Genomic DNA, 21,137 nt, shown 5'->3' with positions numbered 1-21,137 from the left:
GCGGCGCTAGGGGGAGATGCGGCGCACCCGCTCACGGGTATTGCCATTATTGCGCCCCGCCATGACCGTGCTCTTGACGCCGTTGCGACGCCTGCCGGGAGTATCGAACGCCTGGACATTCGACACGCCGATACGGGTCTCGCTTTCGAATCGATATTTCTTATCGGTGTTGCGGTAGCGCAGGAAGAAGAACGAGTAGATCGACGTGAAGACGATGAACGCGAGAACGAAGGGCGCGGCGATGACCGCAACGCTCCCGCCCTCGCCGCTACTCGAGCTAGATTCCGCGAGGATCTGGCCGGCGACGAGGATCGAACCGCTGGCCGTGAGAATGGGGCTCATAGGACGACCGCTCCAATCGCGAGGGGGAATGTGATGGCGAAGGTGGCGATCGCGGCGAGCGCGGCACAGCCGAACAGCTTGATCTTGTCGACCGGAACCGAGCCCATCGTGCGGCCGTTTCGGCCGTTCACCGCGATGTAGTGGATCATGCCGGTGCGATCGTCCTGGTAGCTGTACAGCCAGATCGGAAGGTAGAGCGCAACCCAGCGCGTGCCGTGGATCTCGAGCCCTTCGCTTTCCCAGCGAACGCCGCGGTCGTAGTCGCGGATCATGAGGTCTGCACGTGAGCGAGCGATCGAGAGGAAGTTGCTTTCGACCGTGTCGTCGATGTCGTCGATATCGAGGTCGCGGCGCTCTGAGGTGAAGCCCGCAAGGTAGTTCGAGTTGTAGGCGACGGCGTTTTTCGTATCGAACGGGAGGATCGCGTTGAGCACATTGTTGGTGTTGATGCTCGTGTTCATGTTCGCGCGCGAACTGTTCGTTTCCGCAATGAGGTCGTCGACCGTGAAATCGAACTTGCGCCCGAGCGTGTATTCGCGAATATCCGAGACTCGTTCGTCCTGGTCGTTGCCGATGTGGCGCGTGTAGCGGCGGAGCGTGACCTCGCCTCGCCCCTCGATGGTTGCGGTGAGGTTGCCGTCGACTGTCATGTACGGCACGTACACGCCTACGACGTTCTCGGGCGTGAAGTTTGCCTTGAATTGGCTCGTGGCGAAGAATCGACGATCTCCGGCGAATTCGCGTACCTTTTCGACACCTTGTTCATGCGTGAGGGCGAAGGGTAACACGGCATCGGGAACGGCGCCATTCGGGATCTGCTGGTTAATCGATAGCACCTGGCGGCACCAGTGGCAGCGCGCCTGGAGCGATTCGTTCGCTTTGATAACGACCTCGGCACCGCAGCCCTGGCACTTGAGGGTAACGACAGTGGTGTCGACGGCGATGTCATGCGTACCCGAGCCGCGAACAACGCCCCGTAGCTGTTCGATGGGGGAGTCGAGACCGAAGGCCGTTTCCACGACCTTTTCGTTGAATTCGAAACGGCAATACCGGCACACGAGCGCCTGGTGCTGGAGCGAGTAGCCGATGTCGGTCGAGCCGCACCTGGGGCATTTATCGAAGCCGTCAGCCTTCCCACTTGCCGTGTTGACGACGTGCTCGGGGGTGGGGTCAACGAGCGCATCAACAACGTCTTGCGACGCGGTCCGGCCCCTGACGACATTCGCATCACTCATGTCGGGGCCACTCACGTTCGGCGCTCCCTCGGGCGTGGGGCGCATCGAACCGGCCCCCGGGCCTTCGGAAGGCATGGGGGCCGGTTGCGGGCCGGGTGCGTAGGTCAAAGGCCGAGCGCCTTCTTCTTTGCCGCCTCGTAGTCAGCCTCGGTGATGAGACCCTGGTCGAGCATTTGCTTGAACTGGGCGAGTTTCTCCGCGGGGTTCGGCTCGGCGCCGCCTTGGTTGGACTGCGCCTGCGGGCTCTGGCCCTGGCCGGCGAACGGACCCGACGCTTGCGCAGGCTGCACGAGGCCTCCAACGGCACCGGCTCCCATGCCCATCATCGCGAGGCCCGTGCCGCCTCCGTTCTCACCGGCGGACTGCACGCCGCGCGCGACAGCCTGGTTGACGAAGCTCTGGTTGCGGTTGCCCGAAAGCGCATCGGCAGCCTGAACATCCTTGAGGAGCTTTCGCGTGTTCTCGTCGTACTCGATCGACGCGATCGCGACTTTTTCGATGACGAGGCCGCGATCGGTCGTCCAGCGGTAGTTTTCTTCGACCACGCTCGAGAGGGAGGCCGCGAGCCCGAACGAATCCGACTGGATTTTTGTGATGCGGTTGTTCTTATCCGGGTCATTCGTGTAGCGCGAGAACGCCGGTGCGAGCGAGGAGACGACTTCCTGGAAGAGCTGGTTCGCCGCGTCGTTTTCGGTATCGGTGAAGTCGAAGATTGGCGCATTCGCCGAGATATATACGGCGGGAACCCAGTTGTGGATGAACAGGAGCGGATCCACGATGCGGATCGTGTAAGTGCCGCGTGCGACAGCACCCACCTGGGCGTTCATGTACTGATCGTCCCAGTAGATTTCGGATTGAGTGCCGAAGCGGTTGTTCGGGAGCTCCTTGAGGCTCACAAAGAACGCGAGCTGCTGCGAGCCTGGTTGGCCGCCAAACTTGAAACGCTCCCACGACGTCTCGAGCGTTGACGCAAGAATGCCGTTGTTCGCGAACACGGTGCGGGAATTCGGGTCTCCCGAATGCCACTCGTAGCCGCCCGCCTCGGTAATGAGGCCGGTGACGCGGCCGTCCTGGAGCGTGACGAGAGCGTAGCCTGCCGGCACGACAATCCGCGAACCGTTGCTAATGATGTTTTCGCTGCCGCGAGTGTTCGAGCCGCGCCCCGCGTTGGTTCCTCGCGGAACCGCGGGGAAAAGCGCCGCGGTGGGCGGGAGGTTGGAGGGGACGGTCAGAAAGTCCTTCCACTGATCGGCAAAAGTACCGCCCAGCGCGTCCTTGAAAGCCTGGATGAAACCCACGAAATCTCCTCTGTTAGAGCCGACGGACCGAGTATAGAGGATCTAGGTCACAGACAAACGGCGTTATCTGTGGGGTTATTTCTTCTTCGAGTGTCGGTTGGTCGTGAGGAGCCTCGGTTCAGATTCGAGGCCGCGAAGCCCGTTCCACGCGAGGTTCACAATATGGCTCGCGACAACCTCTTTCGAAGGGCGACTCGTCTCAAGCCACCACTGGCCGGTGTAAGAAACGATTCCGACGAGCATCTGCGCGTACATCGCCGCGTGCAGCGACGTGTACTTCTGTGCACGCATGTGCCTCACGAGAAGGTCTTCGACCTGGCTCGCGACGTCCACGAGAAGCGCCGAATACGTTCCCGACGTTTGTGAAGCCGGGGAGTCGCGCACGAGAATTTGGAAACCGTCCTCGTTTTCCTCGATATAGGTCAAGAACGCGAGCGCGGCCTTCTCCACGAGTACGCGGGGGTGCTGGTGGACATCGTGGAGCGCATCTTCAAGGACGCGCAGGAGGTGATCCGTTTCGCGATCGACGATCACGGCATAAAGACCCTCCTTGCCTCCAAAGTGCTCATAGACGATCGGCTTCGACACTCCTGCCTTCGCCGCAACTTCCTCGACACTCGTCGCGTTGTAACCCTTCTGCGCAAAAAGTGAGCGGCCGACGACGACAAGCTGCTCGCGTCGCTGGCGGCCCGTCATGCGGGGAGAGCGAGCGCGAGGGGGGCGTGAATCAGACATGTGCAACATTTTCGCACGCCTAGGCGCGTACCGTTTTCGCTCTCGCGGCTTGAGGGGCTAGGCTTGTCCCCGGCGCCCTTGGGCCCATCCGCGATGGTGTAATCGGCAACACCCCAGTTTTTGGTTCTGGTATTCCAGGTTCGAGTCCTGGTCGCGGAACGATCCAGCACCGGATTCATCGCACCGGACACAAGGAGCACCTTTCCGTGGCACATTATTCGCCCGCAGCTGTCGTCGTCCTCGCAGCCGGCGCAGGCACTCGCATGAAATCTGCTCTTCCCAAGGTTCTCCACCCTGTCTGTGGCACCTCGATGCTCATGCACGCGATCAACGCGGCGCGCGGAACGGGCGCCGGCGAGATCGTCGCGGTCGTCCGCCACGAACGTGAACAGGTTCTCTCTCACCTCGCGCAGAACGCTCCCGAGGTCGTCACCGCCGATCAGGATGACATCCCCGGCACTGGACGCGCTGTTCAATGCGGTCTCGACAAGGTTGAGGCGACCGTCGGAACCGTACTCGTGACCTACGGCGACGTGCCCTTGCTCCAGTCAGAAACGCTCCGCGCCTTCGTTCAGGCCCACGAGGAGTCCGAATCGTGCGTGTCGATCCTCACCGCTCGCCTCGACGACCCGACCGGATACGGCCGCATCGTGCGCAGCGCCGACGGCTCCCAGGTCGAAGCGATCGTCGAGCATAAGGACGCGAACGACGAGCAGCGTTCGATCACCGAAATCAACTCGGGAATCTGCGCATTCGACCTCGCATTCTTGCGCGAAGCCCTCACGAAAGTCGGCACCGATAACGCCCAAGGCGAGATGTACCTCACCGACGTTCCCGGCATCGCCCGTGCCGAGGGGCAAAAAGTCACCGCGTACGTCATTGATGACGCAATCCAGGTGGAAGGCGCCAACGATCGGGTCCAACTCAGCGAGCTCGGTGCCGAAATGAACCGTCGGACCCTCGTGCGCCACATGCGCGCCGGCGTGAGCATCATCGATCCCTCCTCGACGTTCATCGACCCCGAAGTCGAGATTGGGCAGGACACGACAATCCTCCCCGGCGTGCAGTTGCACGGGCACTGTGTCATTGGCGGCGACGTAACCGTCGGGCCGGACACGACCCTGACCGACGTCACCATTCACGACCGAGCCGAGGTTGTGCGCACTCACGGCTTCGGCGCGGTCATCGGGGAAGGGGCGACCGTGGGGCCCTTCACCTACCTGCGGCCGGGGACCGTTCTCGGCGCCCGCGGCAAGATCGGTGGCTTCTGCGAAACCAAGAATGCGGAGATCGGCGATGGCGCAAAGGTTCCCCACCTTTCCTACGTGGGTGACGCCGAGATCGGCGAGGGGACGAACATTGGTGCGGCAACGATCTTTGCGAACTACGATGGGGTGAACAAGCACAGGAGTGTCGTCGGCAAACACGTGCGCGTTGGAAGCGACAGCGTCCTCGTCGCGCCTGTGACAATCGGCGACGGTGCGGCAACGGGAGCTGGAACGATCGTCCTTAAAGACGTCCCGCCCGGCGCCCTTGCCGTCAATGCTACGAAGCCTCGCATTACCGAGGGGTGGACGCTCACCAAGCGCACGGGCACCGCCGCGGCCGAAGCCGCCGAAAAAGCGCTTGACCACGACTCTCGAACCGCAACCACCGAGGAGAAGTAAAACGATGAGCGGCATCATCACCAGCGGAGAAAAGCACCTCGTTCTCGTTTCGGGGCGCGCCCACCCCGTGCTCGCCGAGGAAGTCGCCAAGGAACTCGGTGTTGACCTTCTCCCGACGGACGCGTGGGATTTCGCCAACGGCGAGATCTACGTGCGCTACGGCGAGAGTGTGCGCGGGGCGGACGTCTTCGTTCTCCAGTCGCACCCGGCTCCCATCAATAACTGGCTCATGGAGCACCTCATCATGGTGGACGCCCTCAAGCGCGCGTCCGCGAAGCGCATCACGGCGATCGCCCCGAGCTACCCGTACGCCCGCCAGGATAAAAAGCACCGTGGTCGCGAGCCGATCTCGGCCCGACTGGTCGCCGATCTGTATAAGACCGCCGGAATTGACCGCCTCATCTCGGTGGACCTGCATGCGCCGCAGGTTCAGGGCTACTTCGACGGTCCCGTCGATCACCTCATGGCCATGCCCATCCTCGCGAAGTACGTCGAGTCGACTTACGGCGACGAGGATCTGTGCGTTGTCTCGCCAGACGCCGGCCGCATCGGCGTAGCCGAGAAGTGGGCGAAGCGCCTTGGTGGCGTGAACCTTGCCTTCGTGCACAAATCGCGCGACCCGCGTCGCCCCAACCAGGCCGTTGCGAAGCGCATCATCGGCGACGTGCAAGGAAAGACCTGCATCCTCGTCGACGACATGATCGACACCGCGGGAACGATCGTCCAGGCCGTCGAAGCCCTCACGAAGAACGGCGCGAGCTCCGTGGTGGTAGCCACGACGCACCCGATCTTCTCGGACCCGGCCGTTGAGCGCCTCAAGAATTCGGCGGTGCGCGAGGTCATCGCGACCAACACGCTGCCCATCCCCGAGGAAAAGCAGTTCGAGAAGCTCACGATCCTCTCGATCGCGCCGCTTCTCGCACGTGCGATCCGTGCCGTCTTCGATGACGGCTCTGTGACCTCGCTGTTCGACGGCGACGCCTAATCTCCTCGTCTGTCACCGGTCGCGCAGTCTGCTCGGCGTGACGTGCCTCGCTTCACGTCGCACTTTGTCGAGTGACTGCGCGGCCGTGCCGTATGATTGGACGGTACTTCGGCGAGGGAGAGGCTTCGGCCTACTCCGTTATCGACGCGGTTGAATCCTTGGGCTCGTGCTCCCACGTGCTCGGGGCGCGCCGTCTCGCCCCGCTTCACACCCAAGGAGTTTCACATGGCCGAGAACATCAAGGTCGACATCCGTTCCGACTTCGGCAAGGGCTTTGCGCGCCGCATGCGCGCCGAAAGCAAGATCCCCGCGGTCCTGTACGGCCACGGCACCGAGCCGGTTCACCTCGCGCTCCCGTATCACGCGACGGCTCTTGCCGCGCGTCACTCGAACGCTCTTCTCGAGCTTGAGATCCCGAACGCTGAAAACGAGCTCGCGATCATCAAGGACATTCAGCGCCACCCGCTCTCGCGCGACATTCTCCACATCGACCTCCTCATCGTGAAGCGCGGCGAGAAGGTTGAGGTTGACATCCCCGTGACCGTCGAAGGCGAGCCCCAGTCGCCCGCCGTTGCCGTGGTTGACATTCAGGAGATCACCCTCCTCGCCGATGCACTCAGCCTTCCCGAACACATCGTCGTCAACGTTGAGGGCAAGGTCGAAGGCGATGCGATCTACGCCGGGGACCTCGACCTTGGAGACGCCGAGCTCGTTACCGATCCCGAGTTCCTCGTGGTGTCGATCCAGGTCCCGCAGGTCGACGAGGCCGACCTCGAGACGCCTGGCTCCGAGGACGACGAGGAAGCGGCAGAGGATGCTGCCGAGGAGTCGTCGGAGGGCGACGACGAGTGAGTTCTGATCCGCGACTTCGCGGATCGTGAAATCTAATGCAGGGGCGTCGCACACAGGTGCGGCGCCCCTGTAGCCTTTTCGGGGGGGCGACGGTCGCCGGCCAGCCGGCGGTGACCAGGTTTTCCCCTGGATTAGTGCGGAAAGTAGAGTTGTGAGCGAGACGATGCTGATTGTGGGCCTCGGGAACCCTGGTCCCAAGTATGAAGCGACGAGACACAATGTCGGGCACATGGTGCTCGATCGACTTGCCGAGTGGGTCGGCGCCTCGTTCAAACGGCACAAGAAGGCCAATGCTTCAGTTATTGAGGGGCACATGGGGGCGCCGGGTACCGGCCGCCGAGTGATTCTGGCGAAACTTGGGTGCTACATGAACACTTCGGGTGGGCCCGTGTCTGCGCTCGCGCAGTACTACGGGATCGAGCCCGAGAATCTCATCGTCGTGCACGATGAGATCGATACGCAGTTCGGTGCGATTAAAGCGAAGATCGGCGGGGGAGAAGGCGGTCATAACGGCCTTCGTGATATCTCGCGTGCGCTCGGCACCAAAGACTATTTGCGCGTGCGCGTCGGCGTGGGGCGTCCCCCGCAGGGGCGCGATACCGCGGATTTCGTCCTGGCTCCTTTTTCCTCGTCGGAGCGCAAGGTACTTGATGACCTCGTGACCTCGGCCGGGCAGTGCGTGGAGATGCTCGTGGAGCAGGGCCTCGTGGCGGCGCAGCAGGAGTTTCATTCGCGCGAGGCGATCCGCCCGTGAGCATCGCCCCCGTTCTCGCCGCCGCGGCGCACTCTGCTGATCTCGCGCGCTTCGTCGAAGCGCGTTCCACCGCCGAGGGCGTATCGATCATCGCCCCGAGCGGCATGCACCCGCTTTATCTTGCCGAGGCCGCTTCGCGCAGGGGACCGTCGGACCCGCTCGTCGTGGTGACCGCAACGACGCGTGAAGCAGAAGATCTTGCCGCCCAGATCGAAGCTCTCGTCCCGGCCGCGAAGGTCGCGCTGTTCCCCGCCTGGGAGACCCTTCCGCACGAGAGGCTTTCGCCGCGTAGCGACACGGTCGCGCGCAGGCTTTCCACGCTCTATTCACTGGCGCATCCGGACGAAACGGGTGGGGTCGAGGTACTTATGGTGCCTGTGCGTGCACTCGTGCAGCCGATGGCACGCGGACTTGAGAATCTAGCGCCGGTTCATCTCGAGCGCGGTGACTTCATTGCGATCGACGAGCTTGTGAAGAAGCTCGTCGGTGCGGCGTACTCGCGCGTGGACATGGTCTCCTCGCGCGGTGAGTTTGCGGTGCGTGGCGGCATTGTGGACGTGTTCCCGCCGACGCTCTCGCATCCCGTCCGCCTCGATTTTTTCGGCGACGAGCTTGAAGAGATCCGTTTCTTTTCCGTCGCGGATCAGCGCTCGATGGAGGATACTCTCGAAGCGTTCGATGCACCCGCGTGCCGTGAGATTCTTCTGACGGAGGACGTGCGCGCGAGAGCACGCGCCGCGATCGCGCAGCTGCCCGGCGCCGCTGACATCCTCTCGCGGCTTGCGGAGGGCATTGCCGTCGAGGGCATGGAGTCGCTGACTCCGCTTCTGGTGGGGGAGATGGTGAGCCTCGCGGACCTACTTCCCGAGCATTCGAGCCTTGTGTTCGTCGAGCCCGAACGCATTCGCACGCGTGTCGATGAGCTCGTGCGCACAACGGAAGAGTTCCTTGAGGCGGCGTGGTCGAGTGCAGCGCAGGGCGGTGCCGTGCCGATCGATGTATCGCAGGCAAGCTTCTCGTCGCTCGAGGACACACTCGGCGAGCTTGAGGCCCGACACCTCCCGGTCTCCACGCTTGCCCCGTTCGGGCTCGATGCCGACCTCACGTCCCAGGCGAAGCCGCACCCTGGATACGGCGGCTCGATCGCGAATGCGGCGCGCGACCTCGCACAGCACGTCAGTGACGGATGGCGAATCGTCCTCACGACCGCTGGAGCGGGTACCGGGCGCCACATCGCCGAGTCGCTCACTGAGGCGGGTGTCACGGCGCGGTTCAGCGCTGATCTCGACGAGGAGCTTTCCCGCTCGCACGTGAGCATCACGACCGGGCCGATCACCGAGGGAATCCTCCTCGAGGACATCAAACTCATGCTCTTGTGTGAGCGAGACATGACGGGGAAATCGGCCGCTCGCCGATCTGGTGGCAAGAAACTTGCCGCACGCCGCCGCGCGATGGTCGATCCGCTCCAGCTGTCGCCCGGGGACTATGTCGTTCACAACCACCACGGAGTCGGGCGGTTCGTGGAGATGACGAGCCGCACCGTAGGCACGGGCGATAAGCGCGCGACCCGCGAATACCTCGTCATCGAGTACGCGAGCTCGAAGAAGGGCCAGCCTGGTGATCGCCTCTACGTCCCGAGCGACCAGCTCGACCAGGTGACGAAGTACGTCGGAGGCGAGGCCCCGAGCGTGAACAAGATGGGCGGAAGCGACTGGTCGAAGACCAAGTCGCGTGCGCGCAAGGCCATCCGGGAGATCGCCGATGAACTCGTGAGGCTCTATAGCGAGCGCCAGCGCAGTTCGGGCTTTGCCTTCTCGCCCGATACCCCGTGGCAGCACGAGCTCGAGGACGCCTTCGAGTACACGGAAACTCCCGATCAGCTTTCGACGATCGACGACATCAAGCGGGATATGGAAAAGCCGCTTCCCATGGATCGCCTCGTGTGCGGTGACGTCGGCTACGGCAAGACCGAAGTTGCGGTACGCGCGGCCTTCAAGGCTGTGCAGGATGGCAAACAGGTGGCGGTCCTATGCCCGACGACTCTTCTCGCTCAGCAGCACGTCGACACCTTCACAGAGCGATACGCGGGCTTTCCCGTCAACGTGCGTGGGCTTTCGCGCTTCCAAACCAAGGCTGAATCGGATGCGGTGATCGAGGGGCTCAAGGACGGTTCGGTCGACGTAGTGATCGGGACGCATCGCTTGCTCACGGGGCAGGTGCGTTTCAAGGACCTGGGGCTCATCATCGTGGACGAGGAGCAACGCTTTGGTGTTGAGCACAAGGAGACTCTCAAAGCATTGCGCACCAACGTCGATGTGCTGTCGATGTCGGCAACTCCGATTCCCAGGACCCTCGAGATGGCCGTCACGGGCATTCGTGAGCTTTCCACTCTCGCGACTGCGCCAGAGGAGCGCCATCCCGTGCTCACCTACGTTGGCGCGCACGAGGATGCTCAGGTCAAGGCCGCGATCCGCCGCGAACTCTTGCGTGAAGGGCAGGTGTTCTACATCCACAACCGCGTCGAGGATATTGAGCGCACCGCCGCGCACTTGCGTGAGCTCGTGCCCGATGCACGAGTGGAGGTCGCCCACGGCAAGCTTAACGAGGCCCAACTCGAGCGAGTCATCCTCGATTTTTGGGAGAAGCGCTTCGACGTACTCGTGTGCACGACGATTGTGGAAACGGGCCTCGACATTTCGAACGCAAATACCCTGATCGTGGAGAATGCGGACAGATTTGGTCTCTCGCAGCTTCACCAGCTTCGCGGAAGGGTGGGGCGCTCGCGCGATCGCGCCTACGCGTACTTCCTGTATCCGGCGACGAAACCGCTCACGGAAACAGCGCACGATCGCCTCACGACGCTTGCGACGCACTCGGAGCTCGGTGCAGGCATGCAGGTCGCGATGAAGGACCTCGAGATCCGCGGCGCAGGGAACTTGCTCGGCGGCGAGCAGTCCGGGCACATTGCCGGTGTGGGCTTTGACTTGTACGTACGCATGGTCGGCGAGGCTGTCGCAGCGTTCAAGGGCGAATTCGACCATACGGCGAAGGACACGAAGGTCGAATTGCCCCTGAACGCGCACATTCCCGTCGAGTACATCGATTCCGAGCGCCTACGCCTCGAGGCATACTCGAAGATTTCGGCGTCGAAGAGTGCCGACGAGCTCGAGAGCGTGCACTCCGAGCTCGAGGACCGTTACGGCGCGCCACCAGCGGAGGTCGAGCGTCTCTTTCACGTCGCGCGCTTCCGCCTGGATGCCTCCGAAGCTGGGATCGACGAGGTGCAGGTACAGGGCAAGATGATCCGCTTCGCGCACGTGGACGTCACGGACAGCGTGCAGCTCAAACTCCGCAGGTTGTATCCGGGAACGGTGCTCAAGCCTGCCCTTCGCCAGGTTCTCGTCCCGCATCCGCGCACTCAGCGTGTCGGTGGTATTCCCCTCACCGACGAGGCCCTGCTCGAGTTCTGCCGCGGCGTGATTGCACAGCTGAAGCCCGCATGGGCGAAAGAACGGGGTATCGAGCTTGCCGAGCAGCCGTCGGAACCCTCCCGCGCGCGTTCGCTCGGTTCGCGATCACCGCGCGCAAGTAGGCTCGAAAACTCACGTCGTGACGCGCCGCAAGGGACGCGCCAGGCGGGTCTTGGACGAAAGGGGCATGCGTGATGAACGGGTCTTTTTCGGGTGAGCTCAAGGTTGTTCCCGTTTCGCCCCTGAATGCGCCAGGGCTTATGACGGCGCGCGGCTGGGACGCACTCAGGGGCGCCGCGAGCGTTGCCCTGTCGTGCGCGCACCCGGCGTGGGAGGCACACGTGCGCGAGGCCGGGATCGAGTGCGTGCGGCTTGAAAGCGCAAGTGCACACGAGCTTGCGCGCTCGGTCGGCGCGTGGCTCGAGGATTCCGACGGCTGCCCGGGCGGGTATCTCGCCTGGCTCTGCGATTCCGAGCACCCCCACCTTCCGTCGCCTATCGAGACGATTGGCGCGCTCGAAGAGGCCTCCGGTGGGCCCATCGATGCGGATTATGTTTTCGCGTCCCCCGTCGCTCCCGGCGCTGCGGTCGTCGAGTCGGTGAGGATCATGCACGAGTTGCGAAGCCCAGGGGGTGATCCGTGGAGCGCTGCCCAGACACACGGTTCTCTTTCGCGATACTTGCTCGAGGAAACCCACGAAGTTCTTGCTGAACTTGAGCGCGAGCCGATTCGTACGTCGGAGCTCGTTGACGAGTTCGGGGACCTGCTGTTTCAGCTCGTGTTTCATGCCCGAATCGGCATGGAGGAAGCTGAGCCGTGGACGCTGGATTCGGTTGCCCGGTCTCTCAACGCGAAAATGTATCGCCGAAACCCGCATGTGTTTGGACCCGAGCGCGAGGATTTGAGCATTGAGGAGATTACGGCGCGGTGGGACCGCATCAAGTCGCAGGAGAAGCCGCGCCGTGCACTCGCCGAGGGGATTCCACTCGCCCTTCCCGCACTCCAGCGGGCGTTCAAGATCGCCGCGCGTGCGCAAGCTGCGGGGCGGGAGGAAGAGCTCAGGGCTGTCGTTGAGAACAGCGCGTCGAATGGGAGTATCGCCTCTCGAATAATGGCGATCGTGCTCGAGGCTGCAGCGCGTGATGAGGATCCCGAATCGGCTCTTCGCGCACTCGTGGCGAGGGTCGAGGCGCAATTGGCTCGCGACTGAGGTCCCACTCCGTGACCTGGGTCGCATTCGCCGCGCCGGGGGTGCGCAAAACCCTTCAGGTAGATCACACGATCCGCACTAGACTTGAGGGCGAAGGTCAAAGGCGACCCGCCACTTGAAAATCCTGACTAAGGAGGCCATCTCATGGCATTCATCTTCGACGTTCGCGGTCGCGAGATTCTTGATTCGCGCGGCAACCCCACCGTTGAGGTCGTTCTTACGACCGACGAGGGCTACCAGTTCCTCGGCCAGGTTCCTTCGGGCGCCTCGACCGGTGCATTTGAGGCCGTTGAGCGCCGTGATGGTGACAAGGGCCGTTACCTCGGCAAGGGCGTTTCGCAGGCTGCCGCCGCGGTTGCCGAAGAGCTCTCCGAAAAGATCGAGGGCATGGACGTGACCGACCAGCGCGCGATCGACCTCGCGATGATTGACGCGGACGGCACCGACAACAAGGGCAAGATCGGCGCGAACGCCATTCTCGGCGTGTCGATCGCTGTCGCGAAGGCTGCCGCTGCGGAAGCAGAGCTGCCCCTCTACCGCTACGTGGGCGGTCCGAACGCACACGTGCTTCCCGTCCCCATGATGAACATCCTCAACGGTGGCTCGCACGCGGATTCGAACGTGGACATCCAGGAGTTCATGATCGCCCCGATCGGTGCCCCGACCTTCGTCGAGGCCGTCCGTATGGGTGCCGAGGTTTACCACAACCTCAAGAAGGTTCTCCACGACCGTGGTCTCGCGACGGGTCTCGGTGACGAGGGTGGCTTCGCGCCGAACCTCGAGTCGAACCGCGCCGCTCTCGACCTCATCATCGAGGCCATCGAGAAGGCTGGCTACACCCCGGGCAAGGACGTCGCACTCGCTCTCGACGTTGCTGCGTCGGAGTTCTTCGAGGACGGCTCCTACCTCTTCGAAGGTGAAAAGAAGTCTGCCGAGGACATGATCGCCTACTACGGCGAGCTCGTTGAGTCCTACCCGCTCGTCTCGATTGAGGACCCGCTCGACGAGGAAGACTGGGACGGCTGGGTTGCCATCACCGAGAAGCTCGGCGAGAAGGTTCAGCTCGTTGGCGACGACCTCTTCGTGACGAACCCCGTGCGTCTCGGCCGCGGCATTGAGAATGGCGCTGCCAACGCTCTTCTCGTGAAGGTGAACCAGATTGGCACCCTCACCGAGACCTTTGACGCTGTGGATCTTGCCACCCGCAATGGTTTCTCGTCGATGATGTCGCACCGCTCCGGCGAGACCGAGGACACCACGATCGCCGACCTCGCTGTTGCGCTCGGTACGGGCCAGATCAAGACCGGTGCTCCTGCTCGCGGTGAGCGCGTCAACAAGTACAACCAGCTCATCCGTATCGAGGATGAGCTCGGCGACTCGGCCGTCTACGCGGGCGCTTCGGCATTCCCGCGCTTCAAGGCCTGAGCGGTTTACGATAGGGCTCATGCCTGATTCGCTAAAGCACCGAAGGGGCGCCCCGTCGAGACCGGCGGGGCGCTCCTCGGCGTCGCGGCGGCGTACTTCCGCAGCCGCTCCCTTCACGCCTACGATTCGCGCGAGTCGTCGCGGCACGAAGGCTGGTCACACCGCATCGGCGCGCACGGCAACTTCGGTAAGTGTGGATGCGCGCAAGGTGCTGGCCCCTATCGCGGGGCTCACGGGGCGCTCGCTCGTGCTGCTGGCGATTACGCTTCTCGCGCTCGTGGCGCTCGTTCCTACCGTGAACGGATACGTCATGCAGCAACAGCGCCTCAGCACCCTTCGTGCGCAGGTTGCCGAGCAAGAACGCGAGGTCAAAGGGCTCGAGGCTCAAGTCGCGCGGTGGGAAGATCCGACGTTTGTCTCCGCGCAAGCGCGCGAACGTTTGCTCTTTGCCTACCCCGGGGAAACGCAGTATCGCCTGACAGATTCGAGTGGCGCCGAGGTTCCCCAAACCACCCAGGCCGCGCAGGAGGAGCAGCGCGCGAAAACTGCGTGGTTTGGCACGATGTGGGATTCGCTCGTGGCCGCAAGTCAGGCCGCTCCTCCCGAGGACCCCGCCGATAAGCAAGGCCCCTGAGGCCGATAGTTGCCCGAAAGGTTGTAGTGCTCTATGCCAACACCGCTTGATCCACTTCCGTTCGAGAGCGAGGCAACCGAGGCGGATCTCGCCCTCATGGCTCGCCAGCTTGGTCGAACGATGCGTGGCGTGCATTCGATCGCACGTCGCTGCGCGTGCGGGGCTCCCGCCGTTGTGCGCACGGTGCCGCGTCTGAGCGATGGATCGCCGTTCCCCACGAGCCTTTACCTCACGCTTCCGTCGATGGTCGAGGCCTGCTCGCGACTCGAGGCGCGAGGGTTGCTTGCTGAGTGGACCGCCGAGCTGGAAGAGAACAGTGAGCTTCAGCAGAGCTATGCGCGCGCCCACGAGCGGTACCTGGAGCGGCGCTCCGAGCTCGGTAGTGCCGAAGAGATCGATGGGATCAGTGCAGGCGGGATGCCGCACCGCGTGAAGTGCCTCCATGCCGTGGTTGGCCAGGCCCTTGCCGAGGGGCCGGGCGTGAACCCGTTTGGTGACCGCGCCCTCGAACTGGCCTCTGATGACACGACGATCGATCGATGCCGATGCGACCTCACCCCCGCAATGCTTGAGGAGGAAGGCGCATGAGCCGCAGGGTCGCCGCGATCGACTGCGGCACTAATTCGATTCGTCTTCTCGTCGCGGAAGAAGCGCCCGACGGCTCCTTGCGCGATATCGCGCGGGAGATGAAAATTGTGCGTCTCGGTCACGGGGTGGACCGCACAGGGCGCCTCGACCCGGAAGCGATCGAGCGCACTCTTGAGGCCACTCGGCAGTATGCACGCGTGATCGAGCAGAAAGCTGTCGAAGGCGTGCGCTTTGCAGCGACGAGTGCAAGCCGCGACGCTGAAGACCGAGCGGAGTTCATCGACGGGGTTCGGGAGATTCTCGGTATTGAACCCGAGGTCATCGAAGGAACCGAAGAGGCGGTGCTGAGCTATCGCGGTGCCGTGGCGACTCTTCCCGATCCCGGACCCTCGCCTCGCCTGATCGTTGATATCGGTGGCGGTTCAACCGAACTGGTCTACGGCGAGGATGCGCCGCGAGCCGAGATCAGCCTCGACATGGGGTCTGTTCGCCTCACGGAGCGCCACTTGAGCGCCGACCGCGTGAGTGAGAGCGACATTGAGGCCGCTGTCCGCGATATCGACGCGCTTATTGATGAGGCTTCTCAGACGATCGATTTTTCCGCAGTTCGCGGCATCGTGGGAGTCGCGGGAACCGTCACGACTTTGACCGCCGTTGCCCTCGGCCTCGAGGAATACACGCCCGAGTTGAGCCACGGTGCAAGCATTGATGCCGAGGAATTCACGGCCCTTAGCTATCGAATTCTTCGATCGAGCGCGGCGGAGCTCTCGGCGCTCCCGGCGATCCACCCGGGACGGATAGACGTGATCGGCGCGGGCGCGCTTATTTGGGCGCGAATCCTCGAACGGGTTGCGAACGAAGGCACACTCGAGCGCGTCACGACGAGCGAACACGACATTCTCGATGGACTCGCGATGAGCGTGCTCGATTCACTCAGTTTGGAAGCGCCTCATCGTGGTTGAATTGCATCGTTAGCGATGTGGAAAGGCAAGTTCACACACATGAACATCAATTCAGGAAACAAGCCGCACGTTCTCGTTCTCGGCGGCGGAAGCGTTGGTATGAACGTCGCAGCTGAGCTGCGCAAGAAGGCCGGCAACAACGTTGCCATCACGGTCGTCGACACTCGTCCCTACCTCACCTATCAGCCATTCCTCCCGGAAGTTGGCGCCGGTGCGATTGACCCGCGCAACGTGCTCGCGCCGTTGCGCAAGGTCCTGCAGGGCACCAAGGTCGTCACCGGATCGGTCGAGACCATCTCGCACGCGGATCGCGTCGTGACGGTCGCTCTCGAGGGCGATGAAACGATCGAGATCAGCTACGACTACCTCGTCGTGGGGCTCGGTTCCGTACCGCGCACGCTCCCGATCCCGGGCCTTGCTGAAAACGCTATTGGGTTCAAGTGGGTCGAGGAAGCCGTGGCCGTGCGCGACCGCATCCTCAGCAACCTCGCCGAGGCAGCTTCGACCAAGGATCCCGAAACCCGCAAGCGCCTGCTGACCTTCACCTTCGTCGGCGGTGGCTTCGCTGGCTCGGAAGCCATTGCCGAAGCTGAAGATATGGTCTCCGCAGCTCTGCGTTACTACCCCGATCTTCACCCCTCGGATGTCCGCTTCGTCATGATCGAAGCGATGGGTCGAATTCTTCCCGAGGTTGGCGAAGAGCTCGGAAAGTATGCTCTCAAGCAGTTCCGTGAGCGCGGCATCGAGGTCAAGCTCGAGACCTTCCTCAATTCGTGCGAGGACGGCATCGTCAAGACCTCCGACGGTGACGAGTTCGCCTCGGACCTCATCGTGTGGTGTGCCGGCATCAAGCCGAATCCCGTCCTCGAGAACTCGGATCTGCCGCTCAACCAGACCGGCCGCCTTGACTGCCTCGCCGACCTTCGCGTCAAGGGCGAGGACGGCCCCCTCGAGGGTGTCTTTGCTGCCGGCGATTGCACGACCGTTCCGGATCTCGCCTCGGGCGAGGGCAAGGTTTGCCCGCCGAATGCTCAGCACGCCGTGCGCCAGGCGAAGTGCCTCGCTGACAACGTTGCGCGCGCGATCGACTCGCGCCCGCTCGTGGACTACTACCACAAGAACCTCGGCACGATGGCAACCCTCGGCATGTTCAAGGGCGTCGGAACGCTGTTCATCGGCGACAAGAAGGTCGAGCTCAAGGGCATTCCCGCATGGCTCGGCGCTCGCGCCTACCACGTCTATGCCATGCCTACGCTTGGCCGTAAGGCCGGTGTCGTCGCGGGTTGGGTGAGCTCGCTGCTCGGCAACCGCGAGATTCTCGGTATCGCCCAGGCGACAGAACCCCGCAAGGCCTTTGAGCTTGCGGCGGCGTCGACGCCGAAGAAGAAGTAAGCCCCGTTTGGGGAAGCGGCGCGGAGCTTTCGCGCCAAAACGCAAGGCCCGGCACCTCGAGGTGCCGGGCCTTGCTGGTCTCTTCTCGAAGTACGTATGCTTGCAGGAGCATATGAGCGAGCCCACCATGGGCGTAAGCGGAGACCGGCCAGCGTCGGCCCTCCCGCGCCCCAGAACGAAGCCGGAGATGCCATGGAAATCTACATTCGCCCCACCGCCGACGACGCGAGCGTGGTCGTTGCCGATCACATCGAGGCTGCTATTCGCGAAGCAGATGGTGGCCCCGTCACTCTCGGCCTCGCGACGGGATCTTCGCCGATCGCGGCTTATGACGAACTCGCGCGGCGCCACCGTGACGAGGGCCTGAGCTTTGCGAATGTCACTGTCTTCATGCTCGACGAGTACGTGGGGCTTTCGCCCGAGCACCCCCAAAGCTACGCGCGTTTTATTCGCGAGCACCTTGTTGAAAAGGTGGATCTCGACACTGCGAAGGTGTTTTGCCCTCGCGGTGACACGGGGGATCCGGTTGCCGAAGCAGCCCGGTATGACGCCGCGATCAAGGATGCAGGCGGCGTTGATCTCCAGCTCCTCGGGGTCGGGGCGACCGGTCACATCGGCTTTAACGAACCGGGCACGTCGCTCGCTTCGCGCACGCACCTGGTGACGCTCACCCCCAAGACGATCGCTGACAACTCGCGTTTCTTCGATTCGAAAGATGACGTTCCCATCCACGCCATCAGCCAGGGAGTCGGCACAATCCGCGAGGCCAGGAAACTTCTCCTCATCGCAACGGGGGAGAACAAGGCTGAAGCCGTTCGCCAGACAATCGAGGGAGGGGTGAGTGCCCGCTGGACATCGACCGCGCTCCAGCTTCACGAGGACGCCACCATCGTTGTGGATAGCTCCGCGGCCTCGAAGCTCGACTACCTCGACTACTACCGCTTTATCGACGCTAATCGCCCCGAAAAGAAGTAAAACTCGAGTTCTTCGTCTCGCTGGCCCGGCCCAAAGCGTCGCTTTGGCCGGGCCTTTTCCTACAATGGGAGCCATGTCCCAAACCCACAGTGCTCCCTCAAAGGGTGCGGCTTTCTCGCGCCTCGATTCGTTTTTCTCGATCTCTAAACGCGGCTCGACGGTCGGCCGTGAAGTGCGTGGCGGCATGGTCACGTTCTTTGCGATGTGTTACATCGTTGTACTGAACCCGCTCATTATCGGCACCGTGCCGGATTCGACCGGCATGTACCTCGGCGGTGGAACCGAGCCGAATATGCCCGCTGTTGCTGCGGGAACGGCGCTGATTGCTGCCGTGTGTTCGATCTTCATGGGAGCGTGGGCGAATTTCCCGCTCGCGATGGCGGCGGGTCTCGGGCTCAACGCGTACCTCGCCTACGGCGTCGTATCACTGCCCGGCATGACCTGGGCCGGTGCGATGGGGCTCGTGCTCGTGGAAGGCATCATTATTCTTTTGCTCGTTCTCACGGGCTTTCGCAAGGCGGTATTCCTCGCGGTCCCGCAGTTCCTCAAGACCGCCATCGCTGTGGGCATGGGCTTGTTCATTGCGTTTATTGGGCTCATCAACGCCCGCTTCGTGACCACCGGTGGTGGCACCCCCGTGCAGCTCGGTAACTCAGGCTCGCTCATTGGCTGGCCTACAGCCGTGTTCGTCTTCGGGCTCATCCTCATGATCGTGCTGTGGGTGAGGAAGGTCCCCGGCGCGATTCTCATCGCGATTATTGCTGCGACAGTACTCGCCATTGTCATCGAGAACACCGTCGGAATCGGTCAGTTTGCTCCCGCAACCGACGCTGATGCGGGTAACCCTTACGGCTGGTCTATGAACGTGCCCGCCCTGAGCGGAAGCGCGTTCGCGCTGCCCGATTTCAGCACCCTGTTCCAGGTCGATCCGGTCGGTGGCCTGCGCGCCATCGGTATCGTCGGCGCCATCATCGTCGTGTTCTCCCTCCTCCTCGCAGACTTCTTCGACACAATGGGCACCATGGTTGCGGTTGGAACTGAGGCAGGGCTCGTCGACGACAACAGCGATGTCGAGAACAGCCAGCGGATCCTCATCGCCGACTCTGTCGGGGCGATCATGGGTGGCGTTGGTGGTGTCTCCTCCAACACGAGCTTCGTTGAAAGCGCGACCGGCGTCGGTGAAGGCGCCCGGACGGGCCTCGCGACCGTCGTCACTGGCCTGTGTTTTGTCGTCGCGATGTTCCTATCGCCGATCGTCGCTCTCGTGCCGTACGAGGCTGCGACCCCGGCCCTCGTCCTCGTCGGATTCCTCATGATGAGCCAGGTCGTGGACATTGACTTCAGCGACCTCACGAAGGCTATTCCCGCATTCCTCACGATCATCCTCATGCCGTTCGCGTACTCGATCACCGTGGGCATGGGGGCGGGCTTCATCCTGTACGTGGTCATCCAAATTGTCGTGGGCAACGCGAAAAAGGTGCATTGGCTCATGTATGTCGTGAGCGCACTGTTCGTGATGTACTTCCTCCGTGATGCACTCACGGGGCTCATCGGGCTCTGACGCGCCCATACCCCGCGTTGCGCGCACCGCGGCCTCGATCAGGCACAATAGACCCCATGACGCGAGCTGATCTCACCAAGAACCCCGCCGACGTCTCGACTATGTTTGACGGCGTCGCGGGGCGCTACGACCTCCTCAACACAGTCCTTGCCTTCGGTCAGGATCGAGGGTGGCGATCGGCGATGGTGGAAGCGCTCGATCTGCCGAAGGGGAGCGGAGCTCGCGTACTTGATGTGGCGGCCGGGACCGGTACCTCGAGCGCGGCGATCGCGCGTGCGGGTCACCGGGTTCTTGCGTCTGATTTTTCGGCTGGCATGATGGCGGAGGGGCGCAAGAGGCAGCCGCACATCCCCTTTGTGGGGGCCGACGCTACCAACCTCCCGTTCACGTCAGATTCATTCGATGCAGCCGTCATTAGCTTCGGTCTGCGCAATGTCGTTGAACCACGAAAAGCTCTCTCCGAAATGGCGCGCGTGGTGAAGCCGGGCGGGACCGTCGTCGTGTGCGAGTTTTCGACCCCGAACAATCGCGCGTTCCGCCACGTCTACTCGCGCTACATCATGGGGATGCTGCCGCACGTGGCATCGCAGGTATCGGCGAATGGTGCTGCTTACAGCTACCTCGCCGAGTCAATTCTTGCCTGGCCCGATCAGGAGGGCCTACGCGAGTGGTTCCTTGAGCTCGGGCTCGAACGAGCGCAGTATCGCAACCTCAGCGGCGGCATTGTCGCGCTCCACAGGGGCTACGTCCCGGGCGCCTAGGTCGGCCCGCGAGGTCGCGGTGACTTCGCGTCTTTGAATTGTCTCTGTCTGCAGTACGCAGCCAGGAACCCCTTACCGACGTCTCGCGCAAATACCTCGTCTCTTTCCGTGCAGGAGCGGAAAGAGACGGCAGCTTTTTTGGGTTGTTTTATGGTGTGGGCCACGAGTTGGGGTGTGTGGTTTGCGCAGGCGTGGTGTGGGGCGTAGTGTTTTTCCTCGTTGCCCCGGAGGAATGTGGCGGGTGCTTGCTGGTTGTTGCTGGTGGGTGCGTGTGGTGTTTCTTGGTTGTT

General features: G+C 62.8%; 18 protein-coding genes and 1 tRNA gene. 15 read left to right on the top strand and 4 right to left on the bottom strand.

Annotated elements, in window-relative coordinates:
- Positions 1 to 6: 6 nt before the first annotated feature.
- The 4 genes from E6X30_RS03290 to E6X30_RS03275 form a co-directional block, all read right to left on the bottom strand.
- Positions 7 to 342, bottom strand: a complete 336-nt coding sequence (locus tag E6X30_RS03290; RefSeq protein WP_316335721.1) for a hypothetical protein — start codon at positions 340 to 342, stop codon at positions 7 to 9.
- Entirely contained in the window at positions 339 to 1,685 is a 1,347-nt protein-coding gene (locus E6X30_RS03285) for a hypothetical protein (protein ID WP_034372830.1), read from the bottom strand. The genes E6X30_RS03290 and E6X30_RS03285 overlap by 4 nt, the downstream gene beginning before the upstream one ends.
- Positions 1,682 to 2,875 carry an SPFH domain-containing protein gene (locus E6X30_RS03280; RefSeq protein ID WP_316335719.1) on the bottom strand — a complete coding sequence of 398 codons (1,194 nt, stop codon included), beginning with the start codon at positions 2,873 to 2,875 and terminating at the stop codon, positions 1,682 to 1,684. Before E6X30_RS03280 ends, E6X30_RS03285 begins: the two co-directional genes overlap by 4 nt.
- Before the next feature lie 75 nt (positions 2,876 to 2,950).
- A complete protein-coding gene (locus E6X30_RS03275) occupies positions 2,951 to 3,610 on the bottom strand; it encodes a TetR/AcrR family transcriptional regulator (protein ID WP_082738661.1) in 660 nt (219 codons plus the stop codon).
- 87 nt (positions 3,611 to 3,697) lie between these two features.
- Here E6X30_RS03275 and E6X30_RS03270 point away from each other — a divergent pair.
- The 15 genes from E6X30_RS03270 to E6X30_RS03200 all read left to right on the top strand — a co-directional run bounded on the left by E6X30_RS03270 (position 3,698) and on the right by E6X30_RS03200 (position 20,847).
- Positions 3,698 to 3,769 (top strand) — tRNA-Gln (locus E6X30_RS03270).
- A 47-nt stretch (positions 3,770 to 3,816) separates the two neighbouring features.
- Entirely contained in the window at positions 3,817 to 5,277 is a 1,461-nt protein-coding gene (glmU, locus tag E6X30_RS03265; RefSeq protein WP_083286134.1) for a bifunctional UDP-N-acetylglucosamine diphosphorylase/glucosamine-1-phosphate N-acetyltransferase GlmU, read from the top strand.
- 4 nt (positions 5,278 to 5,281) lie between these two features.
- A complete protein-coding gene (locus E6X30_RS03260; protein ID WP_061211347.1) occupies positions 5,282 to 6,262 on the top strand; it encodes a ribose-phosphate diphosphokinase in 981 nt (326 codons plus the stop codon).
- Between the two features lie 225 nt (positions 6,263 to 6,487).
- Positions 6,488 to 7,114 carry a 50S ribosomal protein L25/general stress protein Ctc gene (locus E6X30_RS03255; protein ID WP_070435358.1) on the top strand — a complete coding sequence of 209 codons (627 nt, stop codon included), beginning with the start codon at positions 6,488 to 6,490 and terminating at the stop codon, positions 7,112 to 7,114.
- A gap of 151 nt (positions 7,115 to 7,265) precedes the next feature.
- Complete coding sequence (gene pth / locus E6X30_RS03250; protein WP_316335716.1) at positions 7,266 to 7,868, top strand: aminoacyl-tRNA hydrolase; 603 nt, start codon at positions 7,266 to 7,268, stop codon at positions 7,866 to 7,868.
- Positions 7,865 to 11,533, top strand: a complete 3,669-nt coding sequence (gene mfd, locus E6X30_RS03245; RefSeq protein WP_316335715.1) for a transcription-repair coupling factor — start codon at positions 7,865 to 7,867, stop codon at positions 11,531 to 11,533. The genes pth and mfd overlap by 4 nt, the downstream gene beginning before the upstream one ends.
- The gene (locus E6X30_RS03240; RefSeq protein WP_316335786.1) at positions 11,533 to 12,549 is read left to right on the top strand and encodes a MazG nucleotide pyrophosphohydrolase domain-containing protein; all 1,017 of its coding nucleotides are present in this window, start codon (positions 11,533 to 11,535) and stop codon (positions 12,547 to 12,549) included. The genes mfd and E6X30_RS03240 overlap by 1 nt, the downstream gene beginning before the upstream one ends.
- A 144-nt stretch (positions 12,550 to 12,693) precedes the next feature.
- Complete coding sequence (gene eno / locus E6X30_RS03235; protein WP_034372854.1) at positions 12,694 to 13,974, top strand: phosphopyruvate hydratase; 1,281 nt, start codon at positions 12,694 to 12,696, stop codon at positions 13,972 to 13,974.
- Between the two features lie 19 nt (positions 13,975 to 13,993).
- Positions 13,994 to 14,608: a septum formation initiator family protein gene (locus tag E6X30_RS03230; RefSeq protein ID WP_316335714.1), complete on the top strand. Its 615-nt coding sequence runs from the start codon at positions 13,994 to 13,996 to the stop codon at positions 14,606 to 14,608.
- 33 nt (positions 14,609 to 14,641) lie between these two features.
- A complete protein-coding gene (locus E6X30_RS03225) occupies positions 14,642 to 15,196 on the top strand; it encodes a DUF501 domain-containing protein (protein ID WP_259894067.1) in 555 nt (184 codons plus the stop codon).
- Positions 15,193 to 16,158 (top strand): Ppx/GppA phosphatase family protein, encoded by a 966-nt coding sequence (locus E6X30_RS03220; protein WP_316335713.1) that lies wholly within the window; start codon positions 15,193 to 15,195, stop codon positions 16,156 to 16,158. The genes E6X30_RS03225 and E6X30_RS03220 overlap by 4 nt, the downstream gene beginning before the upstream one ends.
- 39 nt (positions 16,159 to 16,197) lie before the next feature.
- Positions 16,198 to 17,550, top strand: coding sequence for an NAD(P)/FAD-dependent oxidoreductase (locus E6X30_RS03215; RefSeq protein WP_034374785.1), 1,353 nt, complete (start codon positions 16,198 to 16,200; stop codon positions 17,548 to 17,550).
- A gap of 192 nt (positions 17,551 to 17,742) precedes the next feature.
- Positions 17,743 to 18,525: a glucosamine-6-phosphate deaminase gene (gene nagB / locus E6X30_RS03210; protein WP_040386929.1), complete on the top strand. Its 783-nt coding sequence runs from the start codon at positions 17,743 to 17,745 to the stop codon at positions 18,523 to 18,525.
- Between the two features lie 64 nt (positions 18,526 to 18,589).
- Entirely contained in the window at positions 18,590 to 20,086 is a 1,497-nt protein-coding gene (locus E6X30_RS03205) for an NCS2 family permease (protein ID WP_316335711.1), read from the top strand.
- A gap of 56 nt (positions 20,087 to 20,142) precedes the next feature.
- A complete protein-coding gene (locus E6X30_RS03200; protein WP_259899683.1) occupies positions 20,143 to 20,847 on the top strand; it encodes a class I SAM-dependent methyltransferase in 705 nt (234 codons plus the stop codon).
- Positions 20,848 to 21,137 lie beyond the last annotated feature (290 nt).

This window comes from Dermabacter sp. (assembly GCF_032550575.1).
In the GTDB taxonomy this organism is placed as follows: Bacteria; Actinomycetota; Actinomycetes; order Actinomycetales; family Dermabacteraceae; genus Dermabacter; species Dermabacter hominis.
This window is presented reverse-complemented; position numbering and strand designations above follow the sequence as displayed.

Coding starts and splice junctions, on each gene's coding strand:
- E6X30_RS03290 (WP_316335721.1), bottom strand. CDS start 342: ATGAGCCCCATTCTCACGGCCAGCGGTTCGATCCTCGTCGCCGGCCAG.
- E6X30_RS03275 (WP_082738661.1), bottom strand. CDS start 3,610: ATGTCTGATTCACGCCCCCCTCGCGCTCGCTCTCCCCGCATGACGGGC.
- E6X30_RS03260 (WP_061211347.1), top strand. CDS start 5,282: ATGAGCGGCATCATCACCAGCGGAGAAAAGCACCTCGTTCTCGTTTCG.
- E6X30_RS03255 (WP_070435358.1), top strand. CDS start 6,488: ATGGCCGAGAACATCAAGGTCGACATCCGTTCCGACTTCGGCAAGGGC.
- E6X30_RS03240 (WP_316335786.1), top strand. CDS start 11,533: ATGAACGGGTCTTTTTCGGGTGAGCTCAAGGTTGTTCCCGTTTCGCCC.
- eno (WP_034372854.1), top strand. CDS start 12,694: ATGGCATTCATCTTCGACGTTCGCGGTCGCGAGATTCTTGATTCGCGC.
- E6X30_RS03230 (WP_316335714.1), top strand. CDS start 13,994: ATGCCTGATTCGCTAAAGCACCGAAGGGGCGCCCCGTCGAGACCGGCG.
- E6X30_RS03225 (WP_259894067.1), top strand. CDS start 14,642: ATGCCAACACCGCTTGATCCACTTCCGTTCGAGAGCGAGGCAACCGAG.
- E6X30_RS03220 (WP_316335713.1), top strand. CDS start 15,193: ATGAGCCGCAGGGTCGCCGCGATCGACTGCGGCACTAATTCGATTCGT.
- E6X30_RS03215 (WP_034374785.1), top strand. CDS start 16,198: ATGAACATCAATTCAGGAAACAAGCCGCACGTTCTCGTTCTCGGCGGC.
- nagB (WP_040386929.1), top strand. CDS start 17,743: ATGGAAATCTACATTCGCCCCACCGCCGACGACGCGAGCGTGGTCGTT.
- E6X30_RS03205 (WP_316335711.1), top strand. CDS start 18,590: ATGGGAGCCATGTCCCAAACCCACAGTGCTCCCTCAAAGGGTGCGGCT.
- E6X30_RS03200 (WP_259899683.1), top strand. CDS start 20,143: ATGACGCGAGCTGATCTCACCAAGAACCCCGCCGACGTCTCGACTATG.